Source organism: Pseudomonas sp. G166, assembly GCF_037027455.2.
Classification (GTDB): domain Bacteria; phylum Pseudomonadota; class Gammaproteobacteria; order Pseudomonadales; family Pseudomonadaceae; genus Aquipseudomonas.
The window spans coordinates 5185808-5209573 of the sequence record NZ_CP146985.1; the positions used below are offsets into that span (position 1 = coordinate 5185808).

Sequence of the window (23766 nt, forward strand, 5' to 3'; positions counted from 1 at the left end):
GTGGTTGACCCAAGGCTTCTGTGATGAAATGCGACCCCACCCTCTATCGCGCCGCGCCGCCATCACTTGCCGTGAAACCCCGCCTGGTCCGCCATCTGTTTTTGCCGCCCCTGATCATCGCGTTGATGGTCGGCCTGGGTTATCTCGGCTTCTGGATCAGCGAGCACTACGGCGTTCGCAGCCTCGCCGAGAACGGCGAGCGCCAGTTGGAGCTGCACGCCCGTGCGGTGGAGAGCGAGATCAGCAAGTACACCTACCTGCCCAGCCTGCTGGAGCTGGAGTCCAGTGTCTCGCAATTGCTCGACGACCCGACGCCCGAGCACCGCAAGACTGTCAACGAATACCTCGAAGGCCTGAACCGGCGCAGCCGCAGCCGGGCCATTTATGTGATGGACACCACTGGCCGGGTCATGGCCACCAGCAACTGGCGCGACGTCGACAGTTACCTGGGTGAAGACCTGTCCTTCCGCGCCTATTTCCAGAATGCCGTACGCGGCCAGCCGGGGCGCTTCTACGGCATCGGCAGCACCAACGGTGAGCCCGGTTACTACCTGGCCCACGGCCTGGAACAACAGGGCAAAATCATCGGCGTCGCCGTGGTGAAGGTGCGCCTCGAAGCGCTGGAGGAGCGCTGGCAGCGCGCGCGCCTGGAAGCGTTCGTCAGTGACGAGAACGGCATCATCATCTTGTCCAGTGACCCGGCGCGCCGGCTCAAGTCGGTACGCCCGCTCAGTGATGAAACCAAGGAGCGCCTGGCCCGCAGCCTGCAATATTACTGGTTCCCGCTGAACGAACTGGTACCCCTGGCCCGGGAACGCCTGGCCGAAGGCATGGAGAAGCTGACCTTCCCGGCCAACAGCGAATTGGTGGCCGACGAACGTGCCATCAGCTACCTGTCGCAGACCCGGCCCCTGAGCGACACACCGTGGAATTTCACCCTGCTGACTCCCCTTGAAGACCTGCGTCGCCAAGCAATCAACCAGGGCATCCTGGTGGCCGTGGCGTTCGCCCTGGTGGCGTTCCTGCTGATCGCCTGGAACGAGCGACGCAAAGTCATCGCCACCCGCCTCGCCGCCCGGGAAGCCTTGCAGCAAGCCAACAACCAGCTCGAGCGTCGGATTACCGAACGCACTACCGACCTGCGCGCCAGCAACGAACGACTCAAGGGCCAGATCCGCGAACGGCGCCAGGCCGAAGAGACCTTGCGCCGGGCCCAGGACGAACTGGTGCAAGCCGGAAAACTGGCGGCCATCGGGCAGATGTCCACCAGCATCGCCCACGAACTCAACCAGCCGCTGGCGGCACTGCGCACCTTGTCCGGCAATACTGTGCGTTTCATGGAGCGTGGCCAACTGGATATCGCCAGCGCCAACCTCAAGACCATCAACGATTTGATCGACCGCATGGGCCGGATCACCGCCAGCCTGCGCTCCTTTGCCCGGCGCGGGGACGACCAGGGCCAGGCCAGCCTCGGCAAGGGCGTCGAGGCCGCGCTGCAACTGCTGGGCGCTCGCCTGGAAAGCTTGAACATCCAGATTCATTCCAGTTTCGACGACGTCCAGGTGCAAATCGACCAGACGCGCCTGGAACAGATCCTGGTGAACCTGATCGGCAATGCCCTGGATGCCATGCAGACCCAACCCGAGCCGCAACTGTGGCTCGAAGGCCAGGCCGGCGACGGCAAATATCGCCTGCGCGTGCGCGATAACGGCCACGGCATCGATCCAGAAGCACGCAAGCATCTGTTCGAACCCTTCTTCACCACCAAACCCGGCGAACAGGGCTTGGGCCTGGGCCTGACGCTCTCCGCCAGCCTGGCCGCCGCCACGGGTGGATACCTGGGCGTCGAGCACCCGGTCGAGGGCAGTGGAACCACGTTTGTCCTCAGTTTACCGTTGGTAAGCCTTTTACCTGCCGAGCCACTATGAACAACGACCTGAGCGTACTGATCGTCGAAGACGACCCCCATGTCCTGCTGGGCTGCCAGCAGGCGCTGACCCTGGAAGACATTCCCAGCATCGGCGTGGGCAGCGCCGAAGAAGCCCTGGAGCGGGTCGGCGATGACTTTGCCGGCATCGTCATCAGTGACATTCGCCTGCCGGGCATCGATGGCCTGGAACTGCTGACGCGCCTCAAGGCACGGGACCGCAGCCTGCCGGTAGTGTTGATCACCGGGCATGGCGACATCTCCATGGCGGTCGGTGCCATGCAAAAAGGCGCCTATGACTTCATGGAGAAACCCTTCTCCCCGGAACGCCTGGTGGATGTGGCCCGCCGCGCCCTGGAACAGCGCAGCCTGGCGCGCGAGGTTTCCTCCTTGCGCCGGCAACTGGCCGAACGCGACACCCTGGAAGGCCGGATCATTGGCCGCTCACCGGCCATGCAACACCTGCGAGCGCTGATCGCCAACGTCGCCGACACCTCGGCCAACGTGCTGATCGAGGGCGAAACCGGCACCGGCAAGGAACTGGTCGCCCGCTGCCTGCATGACTTCAGCCGTCGCCACGACAAACAATTCGTCGCGCTGAACTGCGGCGGCCTGCCGGAAAACCTGTTCGAAAGCGAGATTTTCGGCCACGAAGCCAACGCCTTTACCGGTGCCGGCAAACGCCGGATCGGCAAGATCGAGCACGCCGACGGTGGCACGCTGTTTCTCGATGAAGTGGAAAGCATGCCCCTGCCCTTGCAGATCAAACTGCTGCGGGTGTTGCAGGAGCGCACCCTCGAGCGCCTGGGCTCGAACCAGAGCGTGGCCGTGGATTGCCGGGTGATCGCCGCCACCAAGTCCGACCTGGACGAGATGGGGCGGGCCGGGCAGTTTCGCAGCGACTTGTATTACCGCCTCAACGTGGTGACCCTGGAACTGCCGCCACTGCGCGAGCGGCGCGAAGACATCCTGCAATTGTTCAAGCACTTCCTTCAGCAGTCGTCGCTGCGCTTCGACCGTACGGTGCCGGAGCTGGACAACCAGACCCTGTCGAACCTGATGAGCCACGACTGGCCGGGCAACGTGCGCGAACTGCGCAACGTCGCCGAGCGCTATGCCCTTGGCCTGCCGGCCTTCAAGAAGTCCGGTGCCAACAGCGGCAGCCAGGGCCTGGCCTTCGCCGAAGCGGTGGAAGCCTTCGAGCGCAACCTGCTGGTGGATGCCCTGCAACGCAGCGGTGGCAACCTGACCCAGGCCAGCCTGGAACTGGGCATGGCCAAGACCACGCTGTTCGACAAAGTCAAAAAATATGGCCTGAGCCATTAACCGGGGCGTAAACCTGTGGATCTGATTTTCAAGGCGGCCCTCGGTGCGGCCGTGGTGGTCATCCTGGCGATGCTGGCCAAGACCAAAAACTATTACATCGCCGGGCTGGTGCCACTGTTCCCGACCTTCGCCCTGATCGCCCATTACATTGTTGGCAAAGGCCGCTCGCTGGACGATTTGAAAACCACCATCGTGTTTGGCATGTGGTCGATCATTCCGTACTTCGTCTATCTGGCGACGCTTTATGTGATGGTCGATCGCATGCGCCTGGAGGCTTCCCTGGCCGTGGCGGCGGTGGCATGGCTGATGGCCGCGACGGTGTTGGTCAGCGTCTGGGTGAGGGTCCACGGCTGATGCCGCCCGGCAGGAGCCGTCGCGGGCTCCTGCACGGTGAAGGGTGGATCAGTAACCGACGGTGAACCGCGCCCGCGAAAACTGTGGCGTTTCCACTTCATCGATCATCGCGATGGCGAAATCGGCAAAGCTGATCCAACTGCGTCCGGCGTCGTCGAACAGCAGGTGATCCTTGCCGAGACGGAACTGGCCGGTACGCTCGGTTTCGACGAACTCCGCCGAAGGCGAGAGGAAGGTCCAGTCCAGGTCCTGCTCCTTGCGCAGCACGTCCAGGAACAACGCGCCGGCGCTGGCTTCTGCCAGGTATTCCTCCGGGAAGCCATCGCTGTCGATCACCCGAGTGCCGTCCGGCAGCAGCAACGAACCGGCCCCGCCGACCACCAGCAAACGCTTGACCCCGGCGGCTTTTACCGGCGCGATGAGCTTGTCGGCCGGTACGGTGGCAAAGTGAGCGGCACTGATCACCACATCATGGCCGGTGATGGCTGCGATCAGCGCCTCGCTGTCCAATACGTCCAACTGCTGACTGACCACCCCGGCCCTTTTACCGATTTTCGCGGTGTTGCGGGCAATGGCCGTCACGCTGTGACCACGACGCAAGGCTTCTTCCAACAGTTGGCTGCCGGCCCGACCGGTGGCGCCGATGATTGCGATTTTGCTCATGATGTTCTCCATTGGTTAGCGATGTTTGAAATGCATGCTCTTGTGGCGAGGGGATTTAGCCCCGCTGGGTTATGCAGCAACCCCCTGCGTCCTGTCTGACACATCGCCGCGGTTGATGAATCATGGGACTGCTTTGCAGCCCAGCGGGGACAAATCCCCTCAGCACAACGGTGCTCCGATCACAGATCGGGGTTCACCACTTCATCTCGCCCTTGGCCACCTTGGCACTGAGCTCCAGGGAACTGTCCTCACCCAGGCTCGGGTAGCGTTGCTTCATGGCGGCAATCAGAGCGGCGGAATCCTTGGCCTTGGCGGTTTCTTTGTCGAAAGCCTTGATGTAGCCGGCAGTGAATGTCACCGGGGCCAGGGACCTGGCACTTTTACCCAGGTAATGGCCGGGAATCACGGTGTTCGGTTGCAGCTTTTCAATGCCAGCGAGCGTCGCCAGCCAATCCTTATGAGACTGCGGCGTCTGGGTATCGGCCATCCAGACATGGATGTTCTCGGCCACCACCACGCCGCCGACGACCGCCTTGATCGATGGAATCCACACGAAACTGCGGTCCGGCTGCGGGCCTTCAAGGCCGACGATCTGCAAGCGTTTGCCCTCCAGGGTCAGGCTGTCGCCCTTGAGTACCTGTGGCACGACAGCCTTGGCCGGTGCATCAGCCTTCAAGATCGGCCCCCAATATTTCAGCTTGCCATCGACGGTTTGCTTGATGTGCTCGACGGTCGGCGCGGACGCCAGGACCTTGGCCTCGGGGAACGCGGCAGTCAGGGTTTCCAGACCAAAATAGTAGTCCGGATCACCGTGGCTGATGTAGATCGTGGTCAATCGTTTGCCGCTGGCGCGGATTTTTTCCACGACCTGCTCGGCCTGGGTCTTGCCGAACTGGGCATCCACCAGGATCGCGTCCTTTTCGCCGCTGACCAATACCGATGTCACCGGGAAAACCGCAGCCGCGCCCGGGTTGTAGACGTCCAGCGTCAGGTCGGCGGCCCAGGTGTGAGCAGCGAACGCCATCGAGGCGGTCGCCAGCAGCAGGCGCTTGAGTGGGGTGAATGCAGTCATGCAGTGCTCCGTTGTCCAAAAAGCCCGAAAGGGAATGAGACGGAGCTTAGTGGCCTGACTCGCTTCAAAAAATGCGATGATCAAACATAGTTTGTTTCTGAAATCGGGCAAATCATGGATCGTCTACAAGCAATGCGGGTGTTCGTCACGGTGGTCGACCTGGGCAGCCAGTCGGCGGCGGCCGAGCACCTGGACCTGTCACGCCCGGTGGTGTCACGGTATCTGGCGGAGCTGGAAGACTGGGTCGGTGCCCGGTTGATGCACCGCACCACCCGCAAGCTGAGCCTGACGGCCGCAGGTTCGGAGATCCTGCCGCGGTGCCGACAGATGCTGGAGCTGTCTGGCGACATGCAAGCAGCGGTCACCACCCAGGGCGACGCGCCACGGGGCATGCTGCGCATCAGCGCCAGCACCTCGTTCGGCCAGGCCCAATTGGCGGCGGCCATGACCGAGTTCGTCATCCGCTACCCTGGGGTGAGCGTCGACCTGCAAATGCTCGACCGCACCGTGAACCTGGTGGATGAGCGCATCGACCTGGCGATCCGCATGAGCAACGACCTGGACCCGAACCTGATCGCCCGCCGCCTCACGGTCTGTCGCTCGGTGATCTGCGCCTCGCCCGGTTACCTGCGTGAACACCCAACGCCCCAACGGGTCGAGGATTTGAGCCGGCACAACTGCCTGACCCACTCTTACGTGGGCAAGAGCCTGTGGCATTTCGAGCAGGACGGCGAACAGGTCTCGGTGCCGGTGCAGGGCAACATCAGCGCCAACGAGGCCAGCACGCTGCTGCGGGCCACCATGGCCGGCGCCGGGGTGGCGATGCTGCCCAGCTATCAGGCCGGCGCCCACATCAAGAACGGTGAACTGATCCGTCTCCTGCCTCACGCCGAACCCCGTCGGATGAACATGTACGCGGTGTATGCATCTCGCAAGCACATGCCGTCGGCGCTGCGCAGCCTGCTGGATTTCCTGGTGCTCAAGTTTCCCGAGAGACCGGAGTGGGATGTGGGGTTGTAGCTGTCGCCTGCAGGCCTTTGTGGAAGCGAGCTTGCTCGCGATGGCCGAGTGTCGGTCACCCTTTTATTGACTGGCTCACAGCTATCGCGAGCAAGCTCGCTCCCACAGGGGATCTCTGTACGACCTCAAGCTTTTCGCCAGGATTTCACCAATAGCCCGCCCCAAGGCATACTTGCCACCCTCCGCCGTCCAGAACCCAGAACCGCCCCATGCGTATCCATGTCAGTTTCATCGACCGCGTCGGCATCACCCAGGAAGTCCTGGCTTTGCTCGGTGGGCGCAATCTCAATCTGGATGCCGTGGAGATGGTGCCGCCCAACGTCTACATCGACGCCCCGACTCTCAGCCCGCAGGTGCTGGACGAGTTGCGCGAGGCGCTGTTCAGTGTCCGCGGCGTGCAAGCGGTCACCGTGGTGGACATCCTGCCGGGCCAACGTCGGCACTTGCAGCTCGATGCCCTGCTGGCGGCGATGACCGACCCGGTACTGGCCCTGGACAGTGCCGGCAAGGTGTTGCTGGCCAACCCGGCGCTGATCGCCCTGTACGGTCGTGAACCGGCCGGGGAAAGCGTCGCCGAGCTGTTCGGTGACGAAGCCCTGTTGGGTGCCTTGCTGGAAAACGGTTTTCGCCTGCCGCTGCGGGAAATCACCCTCAACGGCCAGACTTTGCTGCTGGACGCCACGCCTATTACGGACGCCGGGGCGCTGTTGACGCTCTATCAGCCGAACCGCATCGGCGAACGCCTGTCGGCGCTGCACCACGACCACGCCGAGGGCTTCGATGCGCTGCTCGGCGAATCCCCGGCGATCCGCACCCTCAAGGCCCGTGCCCAGAGGGTCGCGGCCCTGGATGCACCGCTGCTGATCCAGGGTGAAACCGGCACTGGCAAGGAATTGGTGGCCCGGGCCTGCCACGCCATCAGCGCCCGTCATAGCGCACCGTTTCTGGCCCTCAACTGCGCCGCGCTGCCAGAGAACCTGGCCGAAAGCGAACTGTTCGGCTACGCCCCCGGCGCCTTCACCGGCGCGCAACGGGGCGGCAAGCCAGGGCTGATGGAGCTGGCGAACCAAGGCACGGTGTTTCTCGATGAAATCGGCGAGATGTCGCCGTACCTGCAAGCCAAACTGCTGCGCTTCTTGAACGATGGCAGCTTTCGGCGGGTCGGTGGCGACCGGGAAATCAAGGTCAATGTGCGGATCCTCAGTGCCACCCACCGCAACCTGGAAAAAATGGTCAGCGAAGGCTCATTCCGCGAAGACCTGTTCTATCGCCTGAACGTACTCAATGTCGAAGTCCCGCCGTTACGTGAGCGCGGCCAGGACATCCTGCTGCTGGCGCGCTACTTCATGCAGCAGGCCTGCGCACAGATCCAGCGCCCGGTCTGTCGCCTGGCCCCAGGCACCTACCCGGCGCTACTGGGCAATCGCTGGCCGGGTAATGTGCGGCAATTGCAGAACGTGATCTTCCGCGCCGCCGCCATCTGCGAAAGCAGCCTGGTGGACATCGGCGACCTGGACATCGCCGGCACCTCCGTGGCGCGCCAGGGCGATGTCGAAGTCGAAAGCCTGGAACAGGCCGTGGAAACCTTCGAGAAACACCTGCTCGAAAGCCTGTACGTCAACTACCCCTCCACCCGCCAACTCGCCAGCCGCCTGCAGACCTCCCACACCGCGATCGCCCATCGGTTGCGCAAGTATGGGATTTCCGGGAAGCCATAAGCCCGCCGCAGTTCCCCTGTGGGAGCGAGCTTGCTCGCGATGGCTGTCCAACAGTGACAGAAATGTTGACTGACACTCCGCTATCGCGAGCACGCTTCCACAAGGACCTGTGGTGTATTTGAGACCGAGCCAAAACCGACCTCCATCTGTACTGAAAGCGCTACAGTGGAACGATATCGATACAGTTGCCGCTAAGCAGCGCCAAGTAAGGCTTTGATCCCACAACGATTTTATCCGGGCCTTCATCTGTAGCGATTTCGCTACAGATGAATTGATTCGCGTCGAGAGGAAATCGCACAACTCGTTGATTTATAAACATTTATCAACATTGGCCGTATTCTTGCTATGGGTATAGCCATTCGGCCGGGCCAAGCCCCGTGCCTTTCTTCGCGTCCACCAGACGAATCTGGCCCCAGGAGTTTCCATGAGCGAGTTGCGTTTCACTGAAGATCACGAATGGCTGCGCACCGAAGCCGACGGCAGCGTTACCGTCGGTATTACTGCGTTTGCGCAGAACGCCTTGGGCGATGTGGTCTATGTTCAGTTACCGGAACTGCAAAGCTATGACAAGGGTGCCGAAGCCTCCACCGTGGAGTCGGTGAAAGCGGCCAGCGGTGTCTACATGCCACTGGACGGTGAAGTGCTCGAAGTGAACCCGGCCCTGGAAAGCAGTCCGGAACTGGTCAACGAAGATCCGCTGGGCGAAGGCTGGTTTTTCCGCTTCAAGCCTGCCGACGCAGCCCAAGTTGACCAACTGCTGGATCAGGACGCCTACGACCGCCTGATCAAAGCCAACGCCGAAGCCTGAGGAGCGCAACATGACCGTTAATCTCGGCACCGCCAACGAATTCATCGCCCGCCACATCGGCCCGCGTTCCAGCGACGAGCAAGCCATGCTCGAGCGTCTGGGCTACGACTCCCTGGAAGCATTGAGCGCCAGCGTCATCCCGGAAAGCATCAAGGGCACCAGCGTGCTGGACATGGGTGACGGCCAGAGCGAAGCCGATGCGCTGGCCTCGATCAAGGCCATTGCCGCCAAGAACCAACTGTTCAAGACCTACATCGGCCAGGGCTACTACAGCTGCCATACCCCGGCGCCGATCCTGCGCAACCTGCTGGAGAACCCGGCCTGGTACACCGCCTACACACCGTACCAGCCTGAAATTTCCCAGGGCCGTCTCGAAGCGTTGTTGAACTTCCAGACCCTGATCAGCGACCTCACCGGCCTGCCAATCGCCAACGCCTCTTTGCTGGACGAAGCCACCGCCGCCGCCGAAGCCATGACCTTCTGCAAGCGTCTGAGCAAGAACAAGGGCAGCAATGCCTTCTTCGCCTCCCGCCACTGCCACCCACAAACCCTCGATGTACTGCGCACCCGTGCCGAGCCCCTGGGCATCGACGTGGTGGTCGGCGATGAACGCGAACTGACCGACGTCAACAGCTTTTTCGGCGCCCTGCTGCAATACCCGGCCAGCAACGGTGACCTGTTCGACTACCGCGAACTGACTGAACGCTTTCACGCCGCCAACGCCCTGGTGGCCGTGGCCGCTGACTTGCTGGCCCTGACCCTGCTGACCCCACCGGGTGAGTTCGGTGCCGACGTGGCCATTGGCAGCGCCCAGCGCTTCGGCGTGCCGTTGGGCTTCGGTGGCCCGCACGCGGCGTACTTTTCCACCAAGGACGCCTTCAAGCGCGACATGCCGGGTCGCCTGGTGGGTGTTTCCGTGGACCGTTTCGGCAAGCCGGCCTTGCGCCTGGCGATGCAGACCCGCGAGCAACACATCCGCCGCGAGAAAGCCACGAGCAACATCTGCACCGCCCAGGTGCTGCTGGCCAACATCGCCAGCATGTACGCCGTGTACCACGGCCCCAAGGGCCTGGTGCAAATTGCCAACCGCATCCATCACCTGACCGCGATTCTCGCCAAGGGCCTGGGCACGTTGGGCTTGAGCGTCGAGCAAGACAGTTTCTTCGACACCCTGACCCTGCACACTGGCCCGCAAACCGCAGCCCTGCACGACAAGGCTCGCACCCAGCGCATCAACCTGCGCGTGGTGGACGTTGAACGCCTGGGCCTGTCCCTGGACGAGACCACCAGCCAGGCTGACGTCCAGGCACTGTGGAGCCTGTTGGCCGACGGCAAGGCCCTGCCGGACTTCGCCGCGCTGGCCGCTACCGTGCAAAGCCGCATACCGGCCGAACTGGTGCGCCAGTCGGCCATTCTCAGTCACCCGGTGTTCAACCGCTATCACTCCGAAACCGAGCTGATGCGCTACCTGCGCAAGCTCGCCGACAAGGACCTGGCCCTGGATCGCACCATGATCCCGCTGGGTTCCTGCACCATGAAACTCAACGCCGCCAGTGAAATGATCCCGGTGACCTGGGCCGAGTTTGGTGCCCTGCACCCGTTCGCCCCCGCCGAGCAAAGCGCCGGCTACCAGCAACTGACCGACGAGCTGGAAGCGATGCTCTGCGCCGCCACCGGCTATGACGCGGTGTCGCTGCAGCCCAACGCCGGTTCCCAGGGCGAATACGCCGGCCTGCTGGCGATCCGCGCGTATCACCAGAGCCGTGGCGAAGAGCGCCGCGACATCTGCCTGATCCCGTCCTCGGCCCACGGCACCAACCCGGCCACCGCCAACATGGCCGGCATGCGCGTGGTCGTGACCGCCTGCGATGCCCGCGGCAACGTCGACATCGAAGACCTGCGGGCCAAGGCCATCGAGCACCGCGAACACCTCGCGGCGCTGATGATCACCTACCCGTCGACCCATGGCGTGTTCGAAGAAGGCATCCGCGAGATCTGCGGCATCATTCATGACAATGGCGGCCAGGTGTACATCGACGGCGCCAACATGAACGCCATGGTCGGCCTCTGCGCCCCGGGCAAGTTCGGCGGCGACGTGTCGCACCTGAACCTGCACAAGACCTTCTGCATCCCCCACGGTGGTGGCGGCCCGGGCGTTGGCCCGATTGGCGTCAAATCGCACCTGGCACCGTTCCTGCCCGGCCATGCCAACATGGAACGCAAGGAAGGCGCGGTGTGCGCGGCGCCATTTGGCAGCGCCAGCATCCTGCCGATCACCTGGATGTACATCCGCATGATGGGTGGCGCAGGCCTCAAGCGTGCCTCGCAACTGGCGATCCTCAACGCCAACTACATCGCCCGGCGCCTGGAAGAGCATTACCCGGTGCTCTACTCCGGCAGCAATGGCCTGGTGGCCCACGAATGCATCCTCGATCTGCGCCCGCTCAAGGACAGCAGCGGCATCAGCGTCGATGACGTGGCCAAGCGCCTGATCGACTTCGGTTTCCACGCCCCGACGATGTCGTTCCCGGTCGCCGGCACGCTGATGATCGAGCCGACCGAAAGCGAATCCAAGGAAGAACTGGATCGTTTCTGCGACGCCATGATCTGCATCCGCGAAGAAATCCGCGCGGTGGAAAACGGCAGCCTGGACAAAGACGACAACCCGCTGAAAAACGCCCCGCACACTGCGGCGGAAATCGTCGGCGAGTGGGCTCACCCTTACAGCCGCGAACAGGCCGTATACCCGGTGGCGTCGTTGATCGACGGCAAATACTGGCCGCCGGTGGGCCGGGTCGACAACGTGTTCGGCGACCGCAACCTGGTCTGCGCCTGCCCGTCGATCGAAAGCTACGCTTGACCTGTGAGGGGGCGGGCTTGCTCGCCTCCTCTCTCAACACCGCAAACCTTGTGGAAGATCACTGCCTCAAGGAAATCCAATCCCCCTGTGGGAGCGAGCTTGCTCGCGATAGCGGTGTGACAGCTGACAGAGATGTTGACTGACACTCCGCCATCGCGAGCAAGCTCGCTCCCACAAGGGACCAGTACCCGACTTCATAATCGTCGATCCTCATAAAAAGAAACCGGAGAAACACCATGTCGTTAAGCGTGTTCGACCTGTTCAAGATCGGCATCGGCCCTTCCAGCTCCCATACGGTCGGCCCGATGCGTGCCGCTGCCCGTTTCGCCGAAGGGTTGCGTCGTGATGACCTGCTCAATGTCACCACCAGCGTCAAAGTCGAGCTCTACGGCTCGCTCGGCGCCACCGGCAAAGGTCACGGCAGCGACAAGGCCGTGCTGCTGGGCCTGGAAGGTGAACACCCCGATACCGTGGACACCGAAACCGTCGATGCCCGCCTGCAAGCGATCCGCAGCAACGGTCGACTGAACCTGCTCGGCGAGCACACCATCGAATTCAACGAAAAACTGCACCTGGCCATGATCCGCAAACCATTGGCCTTCCACCCCAACGGCATGATCTTCCGTGCCTTCGATGCCGCGGGCCTGCAAGTGCGCAGCCGCGAGTACTACTCGGTGGGTGGAGGTTTTGTCGTCGACGAAGGCGCGGCCGGTGCCGACCGTATTGTCGAAGACACCACGCCCCTGACCTTCCCGTTCAAAAGCGCCAAGGATCTGCTGGGCCATTGCACCACTTATGGCTTGTCCATCAGCCAGGTCATGCTGACCAACGAAAGCGCCTGGCGCCCCGAGTCCGAAACCCGCGCCGGCCTGCTGAAGATCTGGCAGGTCATGCAAGATTGCGTGGCGGCCGGTTGTCGCAACGAAGGGATTTTGCCGGGCGGGCTGAAGGTCAAGCGCCGAGCGGCGGCGCTGCATCGCCAGCTGTGCAAGAACCCCGAAGCCGCGTTGCGTGATCCACTGTCAGTGCTGGACTGGGTCAACCTGTACGCCCTGGCGGTCAACGAAGAAAACGCCTACGGCGGGCGCGTCGTCACTGCGCCTACCAACGGCGCGGCAGGGATCATCCCGGCGGTGTTGCATTACTACATGCGCTTCATCCCCGGGGCCAACGAAGACGGGGTGGTGCGTTTCCTGCTGACCGCCGCAGCCATCGGCATCCTGTACAAGGAAAACGCCTCCATCTCCGGGGCCGAGGTCGGCTGCCAGGGCGAAGTCGGCGTGGCCTGCTCCATGGCCGCCGGCGCCTTGTGCGAAGTGCTGGGCGGTACGGTGCAACAAGTGGAAAACGCTGCCGAGATCGGCATGGAACACAACCTCGGCCTGACCTGCGACCCCATCGGCGGCCTGGTCCAAGTGCCGTGCATCGAACGCAATGCCATGGGCTCGGTGAAAGCCATCAATGCGGTGCGCATGGCCATGCGCGGCGACGGGCATCACTTCGTCTCCCTCGACAAAGTCATCCGCACCATGCGCCAGACCGGCGCCGACATGAAAAGCAAATACAAGGAGACCGCCCGCGGCGGTCTGGCGGTCAACATCATCGAATGCTGATGCGCTTGCCTCACTTCTACATTTTTTCCAGGAGCTGATATGTCCACCGAACCATTGTTGAAGACCCCACTGCACGCCCTGCACCTCGAACTCGGCGCGCGCATGGTGCCGTTCGCTGGCTACGACATGCCAGTGCAGTACCCACTGGGCGTGATGAAAGAACACCAGCACACCCGCGACCAGGCCGGGCTGTTCGACGTGTCCCACATGGGCCAGATCCGCCTGACCGGCGCAGGCGCCGCCAAGGCCCTGGAAACCCTGGTACCGGTGGACATCATCGACCTGCCAGTGGGCATGCAGCGCTACGCCATGTTCACCAACGACAACGGCGGCATCCTCGACGACCTGATGGTCGCCAACCTGGGCCACGATGAGCTGTTCCTGGTGGTCAACGCGGCGTGCAAGGAGCAAGACCTGGCCCACCTGCGTGCGCACATTGGCGAGCAGTGCAGCATCGAGCCACTGTTCGAGGCCCGCGCCCTGCTCGCCCTGCAAGGCCCGGCGGCCGTCACCGTGCTCGCGCGCCTGGCCCCGGACGTGACGAAGATGACGTTTATGCAGTTCCAACGCGTCACGCTGCTGGGCGTGGACTGCTTTGTCAGCCGTTCGGGCTACACCGGTGAAGACGGTTTCGAAATCTCCGTGCCCGCCGCCGACGCGGAAAAACTCGCCCGCGCCCTGCTGGCCGAACCGGAAGTCGCCGCCATCGGCCTTGGCGCCCGGGACTCCCTGCGCCTGGAAGCCGGCCTGTGCCTCTACGGCCATGACATGAACAGCGAGACGACACCAATCGAAGCCAGCCTGTTGTGGGCCATTTCCAAAGTGCGCCGTGCCGATGGCGCCCGCGCCGGTGGTTTCCCCGGGGCGGATATCGTGTTCACCCAGCAGCAGAGCGGGGTGAAGCGCAAACGTGTCGGCCTGCTGCCCCAAGAACGCACACCAGTGCGCGAAGGCGCGGAGATCGTCAACGAAGCGGGCGAGATTATTGGAGCAGTGTGCAGCGGCGGTTTCGGCCCGACCTTGGGCGGTCCGCTGGCAATGGGTTATCTGGACAGTGCTTATGTCGCACTGGATACGCCAGTTTGGGCCATTGTTCGTGGGAAGAAGGTGCCTTTGCTTGTAAGCAAAACGCCATTTGTTCCACAACGCTACTACCGTGGCTGATTGACTGTTTCTATAAGTAACGCGGTTTCGTTATACGTGCACTAATGTGTAACGCAACCGCCATAAAAAGGTGCATCTTTCAGACATTCAATTGCGCTTATAACGATCGATAACAATTGAACTAGCCTGTCGAATAAGCCTTGGCCGGCGTAGTGTGTAAAATGCCAGCAACCTGAGGAAATACGGGCTCCCCAGGGGGGTTGTTTTTTCGTTCGGAGTTGGCGTAGAGTTTGGTCACTGTGTTTGCATGGGTCGCTTGGAATCGTGACCTGGGCAGTAGCTTATGAAGTGCGCTACATCCCGTTCGACGTCTCTTACTTTCCTGCAACCCAGCCCCAGTACTCTTTCATGTGAAAGAGGCTGTCATCAATTTTAGCGTCAAAGGAAATAAGAAAATGTCTCAACGTCAGAGCGGTACCGTCAAGTGGTTCAACGACGAGAAGGGTTTTGGTTTTATCACGCCTGAAAGCGGTCCGGATCTGTTCGTCCATTTCCGCGCCATCCAGGGCAATGGCTTCAAGAGCCTGAAAGAAGGCCAGAAAGTCACCTTCGTTGCCGTGCAAGGCCAGAAAGGCATGCAAGCTGACGAAGTACAAGCTGAAGCCTGAGGCTTTCGCGAACTAAAAAGCCCCTGATTGATATCAGGGGCTTTTTTATGGGCGTAAATCCGTAAAATGGCTTCTTTTTTCGTCCGAGGCCGTCATGCCGAAACACCTGCTCACTCCCCAGGGCGACTTCCCCCCCGTAGGCCTTGGCCGTCGCCTGGCCGCGATGTTCTATGACTTTTTGCTGTGCACAGCGCTGCTGATCGTCACCAGCGGCGTTTACAAGATGATCCAGATGGCGATCATCGGCGAAGAAAAAATGCGCGCCCTCACGGAAGCTGGCGCCCTGGATGGCGACCCGTTGCTGTCCACCGTGCTGCTTTTCGTGCTGTTCGGCTTCTTCGCCAAGTTCTGGACCCACAACGGCCAGACCCTGGGCATGCAGGTGTGGTGCATCCGGGTGCAGAACGCCGATGGCACGGCCATCAGCCTGTGGCAGGCGCTGTTGCGCTTTGTGGTGTCGATCGCGTCATTGCTGCTGGTGGGGCTGGGCTTTATCTGGGCACTGTTCGACAAGCGCAAGCGCAGCTGGCATGACATCTACTCGGATACGCAGTTGGTGCGGATTCCCAAGAAGACCAAGTGAAACTAGCAAAGCAGGTAAGTGTTGATCGTTCCCACGCTCCGCGTGGGAATGTAGCCTGGGACGCTCTGCGTCCCAAAGAGCCGAACGCGGAGCATCCGCAGAGGCGTTCCCACGCAGAGCGTGGAAACGATCAAGCCTCAAGACCTTCGAAAGTCTCAAGCCTCCTAACAATCAAGCATTCCCCGCCAACTTCATCCGCGCGGCCTGGGTAAAATCCAGCATGCGCTTGAGTGGGCGAATGGCCTGGGGGATCAACGCCGGGTCGACGAAGATCTCGTTGGTGCCCTCCTGCAAGCTCTTGAGGGTACGCTCCAGGGTGTTCATCGCCATCCACGGGCAGTGTGCACAACTGCGGCACGCCGCGCCGTTACCGGCGGTAGGAGCTTCGATGAAGACCTTGTCCGGGCACAGCTGCTGCATCTTGTAGAAAATGCCGCGGTCGGTGGCAACGATCAGCGTCTTGTTCGGCAGGCTCTGGGCCGCGGCGATCAACTGGCTGGTGGAGCCCACCGCGTCCGCCAGTTCAATCACCGCGGTCGGCGATTCCGGGTGCACCAGGATCGCGGCGTCCGGGTACAACGCCTTCATGTCCTCCAACTGCTTGGACTTGAACTCTTCGTGGACGATACAGGCGCCGTCCCAGAGCAGCATATCGGCACCGGTCTTGCGCTGGATGTAGGTGCCCAAATGCTTGTCCGGGCCCCAGATGATGGTCTCGCCGTTGTCCATCAGGCTCTCGACGATTTCCAGCGCACAGCTGGACGTCACCACCCAGTCGGCCCGGGCTTTGACCGCCGCGGAGGTGTTGGCATACACCACCACGGTGCGCTCAGGATGCTGGTCGCAGAACGCCGAGAACTCGTCCACCGGGCACCCCAGGTCCAGGGAGCAGGTGGCTTCCAGGGTCGGCATCAGTACGCGTTTTTCAGGGTTGAGGATCTTGGCGGTCTCGCCCATGAACTTGACCCCGGCCACCACCACGGTCTTGGCCGGGTGGGCGTTGCCGAAGCGGGCCATTTCCAGGGAGTCGGACACGCAGCCCCCGGTCTCTTCGGCCAGGGCCTGGATGATCGGGTCGCAGTAGAAGTGCGCGACCAGCACCGCGTCCTGAGCCTTGAGCTCGGCAGCGATGGCGGCGCGGTACCAGGCCTCTTGCTCGGCGCTCAGCGGTTTGGGCTGTTTGGCGTCGAGGTGGGCCTGGACCAGAAGGCGTTCGGAAATTTGCGTCATGTTCGCAAGACCTGCAAGCGCGTTTGCGCGAAAGTCGAGTATACACCCGGCTCCGGACCACTCGGGTACCGCCGGGAAAGTGGGTATCAATCAGGCACGGGACAGCGTGAAGCCGGCAAGGCTACAGAATATCCCGCCGTTGCAAAAGATCATTCTGACCTGCGCCCGGCCACAGAACCGGACGGGGTCCACTGTGGGCTCCCTCCCCCCCGCCAAGCTGACTGAAATGTAATCACTCGCCGCGCCGGCTTATGTCATCTTCTTTTCAAACCTGCACAGGGAGCAGTCCCTGTACTCGCTGCGAATCGACTGACGGACTTCCATCGATGCAAACAAAAACTTCCCGGCGAACCTTCGTCAAAGGCCTGACCGCCGGCGGCATCCTGGGTGGCCTGGGGCTATGGCGCTCGCCCGTCTGGGCAGTCACCAGCCCCGGCCAGCCCACCATGCTGACGGGCACTGAATTCGACCTGTTCATCGGCGAAAGCCCGGTCAACTTCACTGGGCATCCACGCACGGCCCAGACCATCAACGGTGGCATTCCCGGCCCGCTGCTGCGCTGGCGTGAAGGCGACACCGTGACCCTGCGGGTGCGCAACCGTTTGAAGGACAGCACCTCCATTCACTGGCACGGCATTTTGCTGCCAGCCAACATGGACGGTGTACCGGGCTTGAGCTTCAAGGGCATCGCGCCGGATGGCATGTACGTCTATCAGTTCAAGGTCCGGCAGAACGGCACTTACTGGTACCACAGCCACTCTGGCTTCCAGGAGCAATCCGGGGTCTACGGCCCGCTGGTGATCGACGCCAAGGAACCCGAGCCGTTCCACTACGAGCGGGACTACGTGGTGATGCTCACCGACTGGACCGACGAAGCCCCTGGCGACATCATCCGCAAGCTCAAGAAACAGTCCGATTACTACAACTACCACAAACGCACCGTCGGCGACTTTATCGACGATGTGAGCAAGAACGGCTGGGCCGCCACCGTGGCGGATCGCAAGATGTGGGCTGAAATGAAGATGAACCCCACGGACCTGGCCGACGTCAGCGGCGCCACCTACACCTACCTGATGAACGGCCAGGCACCGGACATGAACTGGACCGGCCTGTTCAAACCCGGCGAGCGCCTGCGCCTGCGCTTGATCAACGGTTCGTCCATGACCTACTTCGACGTGCGCATCCCTGGTTTGAAAATGACCGTCGTGGCGGCGGATGGGCAATACGTCAATCCCGTAAGTGTCGATGAATTGCGCATTGCCGTGGCCGAAACCTACGACGTCATCATCGAGCCCAGCGCAGAAGCCTACACCTTGTTCGCTCAATCGATGGACCGCAGCGGATACGCCCGCGGCACCCTCGCGACACGGGCCGGCCTTTCGGCGCCGGTGCCACCGCTGGACCCACGGCCACTGGTGACCATGGATGACATGGGCATGGGCGGCATGGACCATGGGGCGATGCAGGGCATGTCGGAGATGGACGACGGCCAGATGCAAGGCATGGACCACAGCCAGATGCAGGGCATGGATCACAGCCAGATGCAGGGCATGGACCACAGCCAGATGCAGGGCATGGGCGACATGGCCGGCATGGACCACGGTGCCATGCAAGGCATGGGCGACATGCAGTCCCATCCAGACACCGAGAAGGACAACCCGCTGGTGGACATGCAGGCCATGAGCGTCAAGCCCAAGCTCGACGACCCGGGCATGGGCCTGCGCAACAATGGGCGCAAGGTGCTGACCTACGCCGACCTGCGCAGCACCTTCTCCGACCCTGACGGCCGCGAGCCGGGGCGCACCCTCGAACTGCACCTGACCGGGCACATGGAGAAATTCGCCTGGTCGTTCAACGGCGTGAAATTCTCCGACGCCGCGCCGCTGCTGCTCAAGTACGGCGAACGCCTGCGCATCGTACTGATCAACGACACCATGATGACCCACCCTATTCATCTGCACGGCATGTGGAGCGACCTGGAGGACGAAAACGGCCAGTTCATGGTGCGCAAACACACCATCGATGTGCCACCGGGTTCCAGGCGCAGCTACCGGGTCACCGCCGATGCCCTGGGGCGCTGGGCGTACCACTGCCATCTGCTGTTTCACATGGAGATGGGGATGTTCCGTGAAGTTCGGGTGCAGGAATGAGGAGTCGAGCATGACCACTGTTTTTCAATACCCCATGGCACTCATTGCCAGCCTTACCCTCGGCGCCACCACCTCGGCCTGGGCGGCAAGTAATGACATGCAAGGCATGGATCACAGCCAGATGCCGGGGATGGACCACAGCCAGATGCAAGGCATGGATTCGATGCAAGGCATGGACTCAATGCAGGGCATGGAACCCATGCAATCGGCGCCGACCACCAGCCGCACGCCGATCCCGGAACTGACCGCCGCCGACCGCGCCGCCGTCTACGAGGATCACGGCGGACATGCGGTGCATGACAGCGCCATCAATTCGTTTTTTCTCATCGACCAACTGGAGTGGCAAGACGCCGACGACGGTAGCGCCCTGAGCTGGGACGCCTCCGGCTGGATCGGCGGCGATATCGACCGTTTATGGCTGCGCTCTGAAGGTGAGCGCCTCAACGGCAAGACCGAAGAAGCCGAACTGCAGGCCCTGTGGGGGCACGCCATCAGCCCTTGGTGGGACGTCGTGGCCGGCGTGCGCCAGGACTTCAAGCCCGGCGATGCGCAGACCTGGGCCGCCTTCGGCCTGCAAGGCATGGCGCTGTACAACTTCGAAACCCAGGCCACGGCGTTCATCGGTGAAGGCGGCCAGGGCGCGGCGCGCCTGGAAGGCGACTACGACATCCTGCTGACCAACCGGTTGATCCTGCAGCCCAGCGCCGAAGCCAACTTCTACACAAAGAACGATCCGGCCCGCAGTGTCGGCTCGGGGCTGTCAGACACCGAACTCGGCGTGCGGCTGCGTTATGAAATACGCCGTGAATTCGCCCCGTACATTGGCGTCACCTGGAACCGGGTCTACGGCAACACCGCCGACTACGCCCGCGAAGAAGGCGACGACCGCAGTGAAGCGCGCCTGGTGTTGGGCTTGCGCATGTGGTTCTGAGCCACTGACCTGTTTCACTAAAAAACTAAAACCAAGCTGTAGGAGTCCTTGCATGTCATTTATCAAAACCGCTGTTGTCGCTGTTGCCTTGTCCACCGGCCTGTTGGTCAGTGGCTTGGCCCAGGCCCATCCGAAACTGCTGTCCTCTACCCCCGCCGAAGGGGCAGTTGGGGCGGCACCGGAAAAAATCGAACTGCATTTTTCCGAAAACCTGATGACCAAATTCTCCGGCGCCAAGCTGATGATGACCGAGATGCCCGGTATGTCGGCCCATTCGCCGATGCCCATGCCAGCCAAGGTGTCCGGCAGCGACGATCCCAAGACCATGGTCATCATGCCCAATGCCCCGCTTGCCGCCGGCACTTACCAGGTCCAGTGGCGCGCCGTGTCGTCCGATACCCACCCGATCACCGGCAACGTCACGTTCAAGGTGAAGTGATTCGATGAGCGACTCCTTCAACATCGCCCTGCGCTTTGCCCTCTACCTGGATTTGATGTTGCTGTTCGGCCTGGCCGCTTTTGGTTTGTATAGCCTGCGTGGCGAGGAGCGGCATTCCGGTTCGGTGTTGCACTTCAAGTCGTTGCTGCTGACCACGGCGGTGCTCGGCGGGCTGCTGTCCGTCGCCGCCCTGCTGTGCATGGCTCGCGCCATGAGTGGCGTTTCGGACTGGGCCGAGCTCTGGCCGCACATTGAAATGATGGTGTTCGAGACCGATGTGGGGTTGAGCTGGAACCTGCGGATCGCGGCGCTCGTGCTGGCCGGTTTCGCCGTGACGCTCAATACACGTTGGCCGACCGCCAGCTTGTGGCTGGTCATGCTGGGCGGCGCCGTGGCGTTGGCAACGCTGGCTTGGGCCGGGCATGGCGCCATGGACGAAGGTGAGCGCCGCAATTGGCACTTCATCACCGACTTTTTGCATTTGTGGGCCGCAGGAAGCTGGGTCGGCGCCTTGGCAGCGTTTGCCCTACTGCTGCGCCAGGCCGAGCCTCGGCTGCCAGTACTGGCGCGAACCCTGACCGGGTTTGAAACGGCCGGTGCAGTGATTGTGCTGGTGGTCGGGGTGACGGGGGTGGTGAATTATCTGTTCATCGTCGGGCCGAATGTCGAAGGGCTGCTGGACAGTACCTATGGTCAGCTGCTGGCGCTCAAACTGGTGTTGTTCGCGGCCATGCTGGTGTTCGCCGCGCTGAATCGCTTTCACCTCAGCCCGCTGCTGGAACGATCCCGACAGACCGGTGAGCACAGCGTTGCGGTGAATGCCCTGCGGCGCAGCATGGTGCTGGAGCTCTGCGTGGCAGTGATCATCCTGGGGTTGGTGGCATGGCTGGGGACGTTGAGTCCGGCGATGGAATAACCGGGGGGCAAACCACCCTTATGCCCCCTACCAGCGCCGTGGTGAGCGCACGGCATTTAATTATTCAATACGCTGCGCCAGTTTTCAGTTTGCCCATAGCATGGCGCCACAGCCTAAATAGCGCTTTGTTAAGCCAAGGCTCTGTTATGGAAAACGTTCGAACCTCAAGCACCCACGCCGTCTGGCTGATGGTCAGCATCGTGTTGGTGGCGCTGAACCTGCGGCCCTCCATGGCTGCGATCGGGCCGTTGTTATCGGCCATTCGTGGCGAGGTGCCGTTGAGCTTCAGCACCGCCTCGCTGCTGACCATGCTGCCGGTCATGGCGATGGGCCTGGCGATGTTCCTGGGTATGCGCATTGCCCTGCGCATCGGCGAACACCGCACCATTGTGTTGTCGCTGTTGATCATCGGCATCGCCACGGCTTCGCGCTTGTACCTGGACAGCGCCGTCGAGTTGATCGTCAGTGCAGTGTTGGCCGGGCTTGGCATCGCGCTGATCCAGGCGGTGATGCCGGCGCTGATCAAGTCGCGCTATGCCGACAACGTGTCACTGTTCATGGGCTTGTATGTCACGTCGATCATGGGCGGGGCAGCGATTGCCGCATCGTTTTCGCCTTTTGTCCTGTCGCAGACCGGCAGCTGGCGCATCGGCCTGGCGATCTGGGCACTGCTGGCGTTGGTTGCCCTGGGTTGCTGGTACGCCCAGCGCTCAAGCGTGACACCGTTACCCGAAGCCCCTGCCCGGCAGCAAGAGTCATTCTTCAGCAACTCCCGGGCTTGGTTGCTGGCGATTTTCTTCGGCCTGGGCACCGCATCCTATACCTGCGTGCTGGCCTGGCTGGCGCCGTACTACGTGGAAAAGGGCTGGAGCGAACAACACGCGGGCCTGCTGCTGGGGTTCCTCACCGCGATGGAAGTGTTATCCGGCCTCGTCACCCCGGCGATTGCCAACCGCAGCCAGGATAAACGCCTGGTCCTCGCTGTATTGCTGGCCCTGATCATGGGCGGCTTCTGCGGCCTGATCCTCAGCCCGGAACGCTTCAGCCTGTTGTGGCCCTGCCTGTTGGGGCTGGGCATCGGCGGTCTGTTTCCGATGAGCCTGATCGTGTCCCTCGATCACTTGGACAACCCACGCCGGGCCGGTGGCCTGACGGCATTCGTGCAAGGCATCGGCTACCTGATCGCCGGGCTCTCGCCGTTGATTGCCGGGATGATTCGCGACCAGTTGGGCAGCTTCGAATGGGCCTGGTGGTCGCTCACCGCCGTCATGGCTTTGATGATCCTGATGGTCCTGCGCTTCAATCCCAAGCACTACGCACGGCATATCAGTTGATGGCCGAGGACAGCCCCGCAAACAGGCTTCGAGGGCTGCATGCATTGCAGCCCGTTTTTTTTATCACTCACCCATGACGGCAGCCGATACGTCCATCACGACGCTTCGGTCTGCAACGCAGGAATAATATCTTGATGAAACACGTCGGTTTTGCAGCCGCTCACTGGGGCATGCTCATCTGGGCGATGCTGATCACCTCATCGTTCTTCGCAGCAGCACAGGTCAGCCAGACGATCGACCCGATCCTGCTCACCGGCCTGCGGCTGCTGTTTTCCGCGCTGATGTTCCTGCCACTGCTGCTCCTGAAAAACACGTCGCCCATTTCCATCAGAGGCCTGCTGGCCCATGCCGTGCTTGGCCTGCTGTTGGCGACTTACTTTGGCTCGTTGTTCGAAGCGCTGCGCTACACCTCGGCGGTCAATACCGCGACGCTCTACACGCTAGTGCCCTTGATGACGTTGTTTTTCGAGGTATTCCTGCTGCCCAGCCCGAGCCTCAAGACCCGCTTACTGCCTATGCTGGTGGCGGCAATCGGCGCGATATTACTGACCCTCAAAGGCTCGGCCCCGGGTCAGTTGCCGGCGCTCTATCCGACGCTGGTCTTCGGTGCTGGTTGCCTGGCAATGGCGTTGTATTCGCCCCTGAGCCAGCGTTTCAAAGCTTCGGTGTTGAAGGGGCGGGAACCGGTGGCGATGACGTTCTGGAACATGTTGTTCGGTTCGCTGTTCCTGCTGGTGTTCTGCCTGTTCAGCGGCGGCTGGCGCAGCGGCCTGCAGCTGTCGATGCTGGACATCGGCTGGCTGGTGTACCTGGCATTGTTCGGCACCCTCGCCACGTTCTGGCTGTTGCACCGGGCAATTGGGGTGATCACGCCATCCACGGTGATTTCCTATGTTTACCTCAACACCCTGTTCGTGACGTTGCTGCATTGGTTCTGGCTCAGGGAGCAGCCCATGCTGATCGAAATCATCGGTGCCACTCTGGTGGGCGGCGGCATGCTGGCCCTGGTGGTCAGCAGCCGTAACGCCAAGACTGCTACGGCTTGAAACC

General features: G+C 62.0%; 20 protein-coding genes. 17 read left to right on the plus strand and 3 right to left on the minus strand.

Annotated elements, in window-relative coordinates; all coding sequences use genetic code 11:
- The first annotated feature begins 23 nt into the window (after window positions 1-23).
- The 3 genes from SGN16_RS22930 to SGN16_RS22940 are packed head-to-tail and all read left to right on the plus strand — an operon-like array spanning window position 24 to window position 3607.
- The gene (locus SGN16_RS22930; RefSeq protein ID WP_210640346.1) at window positions 24-1928 is read left to right on the plus strand and encodes an ATP-binding protein; all 1905 of its coding nucleotides are present in this window, start codon (window positions 24-26) and stop codon (window positions 1926-1928) included.
- Entirely contained in the window at window positions 1925-3253 is a 1329-nt protein-coding gene (locus SGN16_RS22935) for a sigma-54 dependent transcriptional regulator (protein ID WP_335945068.1), read from the plus strand. The genes SGN16_RS22930 and SGN16_RS22935 overlap by 4 nt, the downstream gene beginning before the upstream one ends.
- 24 nt (window positions 3254-3277) lie before the next feature.
- Window positions 3278-3607: a GlpM family protein gene (locus SGN16_RS22940; RefSeq protein ID WP_210645385.1), complete on the plus strand. Its 330-nt coding sequence runs from the start codon at window positions 3278-3280 to the stop codon at window positions 3605-3607.
- Window positions 3608-3655: 48 nt separating this feature from the next.
- Here SGN16_RS22940 and SGN16_RS22945 read toward each other — a convergent pair whose 3' ends face one another.
- Window positions 3656-4270 carry an NAD(P)-dependent oxidoreductase gene (locus tag SGN16_RS22945; protein ID WP_335945069.1) on the minus strand — a complete coding sequence of 205 codons (615 nt, stop codon included), beginning with the start codon at window positions 4268-4270 and terminating at the stop codon, window positions 3656-3658.
- Window positions 4271-4463: 193 nt separating this feature from the next.
- Window positions 4464-5342, minus strand: coding sequence for an MBL fold metallo-hydrolase (locus tag SGN16_RS22950; protein ID WP_210640352.1), 879 nt, complete (start codon window positions 5340-5342; stop codon window positions 4464-4466).
- A gap of 114 nt (window positions 5343-5456) precedes the next feature.
- Here SGN16_RS22950 and SGN16_RS22955 point away from each other — a divergent pair, with 114 nt between their 5' ends.
- The 8 genes from SGN16_RS22955 to SGN16_RS22990 all read left to right on the plus strand — a co-directional run bounded on the left by SGN16_RS22955 (window position 5457) and on the right by SGN16_RS22990 (window position 15716).
- Window positions 5457-6362 (plus strand): LysR family transcriptional regulator, encoded by a 906-nt coding sequence (locus SGN16_RS22955; protein ID WP_210640354.1) that lies wholly within the window; start codon window positions 5457-5459, stop codon window positions 6360-6362.
- 209 nt (window positions 6363-6571) lie between these two features.
- A complete protein-coding gene (locus SGN16_RS22960; RefSeq protein WP_335945070.1) occupies window positions 6572-8080 on the plus strand; it encodes a sigma-54-dependent transcriptional regulator in 1509 nt (502 codons plus the stop codon).
- A 424-nt stretch (window positions 8081-8504) separates the two neighbouring features.
- Entirely contained in the window at window positions 8505-8888 is a 384-nt protein-coding gene (gene gcvH / locus SGN16_RS22965) for a glycine cleavage system protein GcvH (protein ID WP_210640357.1), read from the plus strand.
- Between the two features lie 10 nt (window positions 8889-8898).
- A complete protein-coding gene (gcvP, locus tag SGN16_RS22970) occupies window positions 8899-11748 on the plus strand; it encodes an aminomethyl-transferring glycine dehydrogenase (protein WP_335945071.1) in 2850 nt (949 codons plus the stop codon).
- Between the two features lie 236 nt (window positions 11749-11984).
- Window positions 11985-13361, plus strand: a complete 1377-nt coding sequence (locus SGN16_RS22975; RefSeq protein WP_210640368.1) for an L-serine ammonia-lyase — start codon at window positions 11985-11987, stop codon at window positions 13359-13361.
- A 39-nt stretch (window positions 13362-13400) separates the two neighbouring features.
- Window positions 13401-14525, plus strand: a complete 1125-nt coding sequence (gene gcvT / locus SGN16_RS22980; RefSeq protein WP_335945072.1) for a glycine cleavage system aminomethyltransferase GcvT — start codon at window positions 13401-13403, stop codon at window positions 14523-14525.
- A 395-nt stretch (window positions 14526-14920) separates the two neighbouring features.
- Entirely contained in the window at window positions 14921-15133 is a 213-nt protein-coding gene (locus SGN16_RS22985; RefSeq protein ID WP_003175786.1) for a cold shock domain-containing protein, read from the plus strand.
- A 94-nt stretch (window positions 15134-15227) separates the two neighbouring features.
- Window positions 15228-15716 carry an RDD family protein gene (locus SGN16_RS22990; RefSeq protein WP_210640373.1) on the plus strand — a complete coding sequence of 163 codons (489 nt, stop codon included), beginning with the start codon at window positions 15228-15230 and terminating at the stop codon, window positions 15714-15716.
- 171 nt (window positions 15717-15887) lie between these two features.
- Here SGN16_RS22990 and nadA read toward each other — a convergent pair whose 3' ends face one another.
- Entirely contained in the window at window positions 15888-16946 is a 1059-nt protein-coding gene (nadA, locus tag SGN16_RS22995) for a quinolinate synthase NadA (RefSeq protein WP_135846898.1), read from the minus strand.
- A gap of 326 nt (window positions 16947-17272) precedes the next feature.
- Here nadA and SGN16_RS23000 point away from each other — a divergent pair, with 326 nt between their 5' ends.
- The 6 genes from SGN16_RS23000 (at window position 17273) to SGN16_RS23025 (ending at window position 23762) form a co-directional block, all read left to right on the plus strand.
- The gene (locus tag SGN16_RS23000) at window positions 17273-19096 is read left to right on the plus strand and encodes a copper resistance system multicopper oxidase (RefSeq protein WP_335945073.1); all 1824 of its coding nucleotides are present in this window, start codon (window positions 17273-17275) and stop codon (window positions 19094-19096) included.
- 10 nt (window positions 19097-19106) lie between these two features.
- Window positions 19107-20027 carry a copper resistance protein B gene (locus SGN16_RS23005; protein ID WP_335945074.1) on the plus strand — a complete coding sequence of 307 codons (921 nt, stop codon included), beginning with the start codon at window positions 19107-19109 and terminating at the stop codon, window positions 20025-20027.
- A 52-nt stretch (window positions 20028-20079) separates the two neighbouring features.
- A complete protein-coding gene (copC, locus tag SGN16_RS23010; RefSeq protein WP_210640378.1) occupies window positions 20080-20466 on the plus strand; it encodes a copper homeostasis periplasmic binding protein CopC in 387 nt (128 codons plus the stop codon).
- 4 nt (window positions 20467-20470) lie between these two features.
- The gene (gene copD, locus SGN16_RS23015) at window positions 20471-21382 is read left to right on the plus strand and encodes a copper homeostasis membrane protein CopD (RefSeq protein ID WP_210640380.1); all 912 of its coding nucleotides are present in this window, start codon (window positions 20471-20473) and stop codon (window positions 21380-21382) included.
- 146 nt (window positions 21383-21528) lie between these two features.
- Entirely contained in the window at window positions 21529-22716 is a 1188-nt protein-coding gene (locus SGN16_RS23020) for a cyanate transporter (protein ID WP_210640382.1), read from the plus strand.
- Window positions 22717-22850: 134 nt separating this feature from the next.
- A complete protein-coding gene (locus SGN16_RS23025) occupies window positions 22851-23762 on the plus strand; it encodes a DMT family transporter (RefSeq protein ID WP_210640384.1) in 912 nt (303 codons plus the stop codon).
- The last annotated feature ends 4 nt before the right edge of the window (window positions 23763-23766 follow it).

Coding starts and splice junctions, on each gene's coding strand:
- SGN16_RS22955 (WP_210640354.1), top strand. CDS start 5,457: ATGGATCGTCTACAAGCAATGCGGGTGTTCGTCACGGTGGTCGACCTG.
- copC (WP_210640378.1), top strand. CDS start 20,080: ATGTCATTTATCAAAACCGCTGTTGTCGCTGTTGCCTTGTCCACCGGC.
- SGN16_RS22985 (WP_003175786.1), top strand. CDS start 14,921: ATGTCTCAACGTCAGAGCGGTACCGTCAAGTGGTTCAACGACGAGAAG.
- SGN16_RS23025 (WP_210640384.1), top strand. CDS start 22,851: ATGAAACACGTCGGTTTTGCAGCCGCTCACTGGGGCATGCTCATCTGG.
- SGN16_RS23000 (WP_335945073.1), top strand. CDS start 17,273: ATGCAAACAAAAACTTCCCGGCGAACCTTCGTCAAAGGCCTGACCGCC.
- SGN16_RS22950 (WP_210640352.1), bottom strand. CDS start 5,342: ATGACTGCATTCACCCCACTCAAGCGCCTGCTGCTGGCGACCGCCTCG.
- SGN16_RS22990 (WP_210640373.1), top strand. CDS start 15,228: ATGCCGAAACACCTGCTCACTCCCCAGGGCGACTTCCCCCCCGTAGGC.
- SGN16_RS22945 (WP_335945069.1), bottom strand. CDS start 4,270: ATGAGCAAAATCGCAATCATCGGCGCCACCGGTCGGGCCGGCAGCCAA.
- gcvT (WP_335945072.1), top strand. CDS start 13,401: ATGTCCACCGAACCATTGTTGAAGACCCCACTGCACGCCCTGCACCTC.
- SGN16_RS23005 (WP_335945074.1), top strand. CDS start 19,107: ATGACCACTGTTTTTCAATACCCCATGGCACTCATTGCCAGCCTTACC.
- nadA (WP_135846898.1), bottom strand. CDS start 16,946: ATGACGCAAATTTCCGAACGCCTTCTGGTCCAGGCCCACCTCGACGCC.
- copD (WP_210640380.1), top strand. CDS start 20,471: ATGAGCGACTCCTTCAACATCGCCCTGCGCTTTGCCCTCTACCTGGAT.
- gcvH (WP_210640357.1), top strand. CDS start 8,505: ATGAGCGAGTTGCGTTTCACTGAAGATCACGAATGGCTGCGCACCGAA.
- SGN16_RS22935 (WP_335945068.1), top strand. CDS start 1,925: ATGAACAACGACCTGAGCGTACTGATCGTCGAAGACGACCCCCATGTC.
- SGN16_RS22960 (WP_335945070.1), top strand. CDS start 6,572: ATGCGTATCCATGTCAGTTTCATCGACCGCGTCGGCATCACCCAGGAA.
- SGN16_RS22975 (WP_210640368.1), top strand. CDS start 11,985: ATGTCGTTAAGCGTGTTCGACCTGTTCAAGATCGGCATCGGCCCTTCC.
- SGN16_RS22930 (WP_210640346.1), top strand. CDS start 24: ATGAAATGCGACCCCACCCTCTATCGCGCCGCGCCGCCATCACTTGCC.
- gcvP (WP_335945071.1), top strand. CDS start 8,899: ATGACCGTTAATCTCGGCACCGCCAACGAATTCATCGCCCGCCACATC.
- SGN16_RS23020 (WP_210640382.1), top strand. CDS start 21,529: ATGGAAAACGTTCGAACCTCAAGCACCCACGCCGTCTGGCTGATGGTC.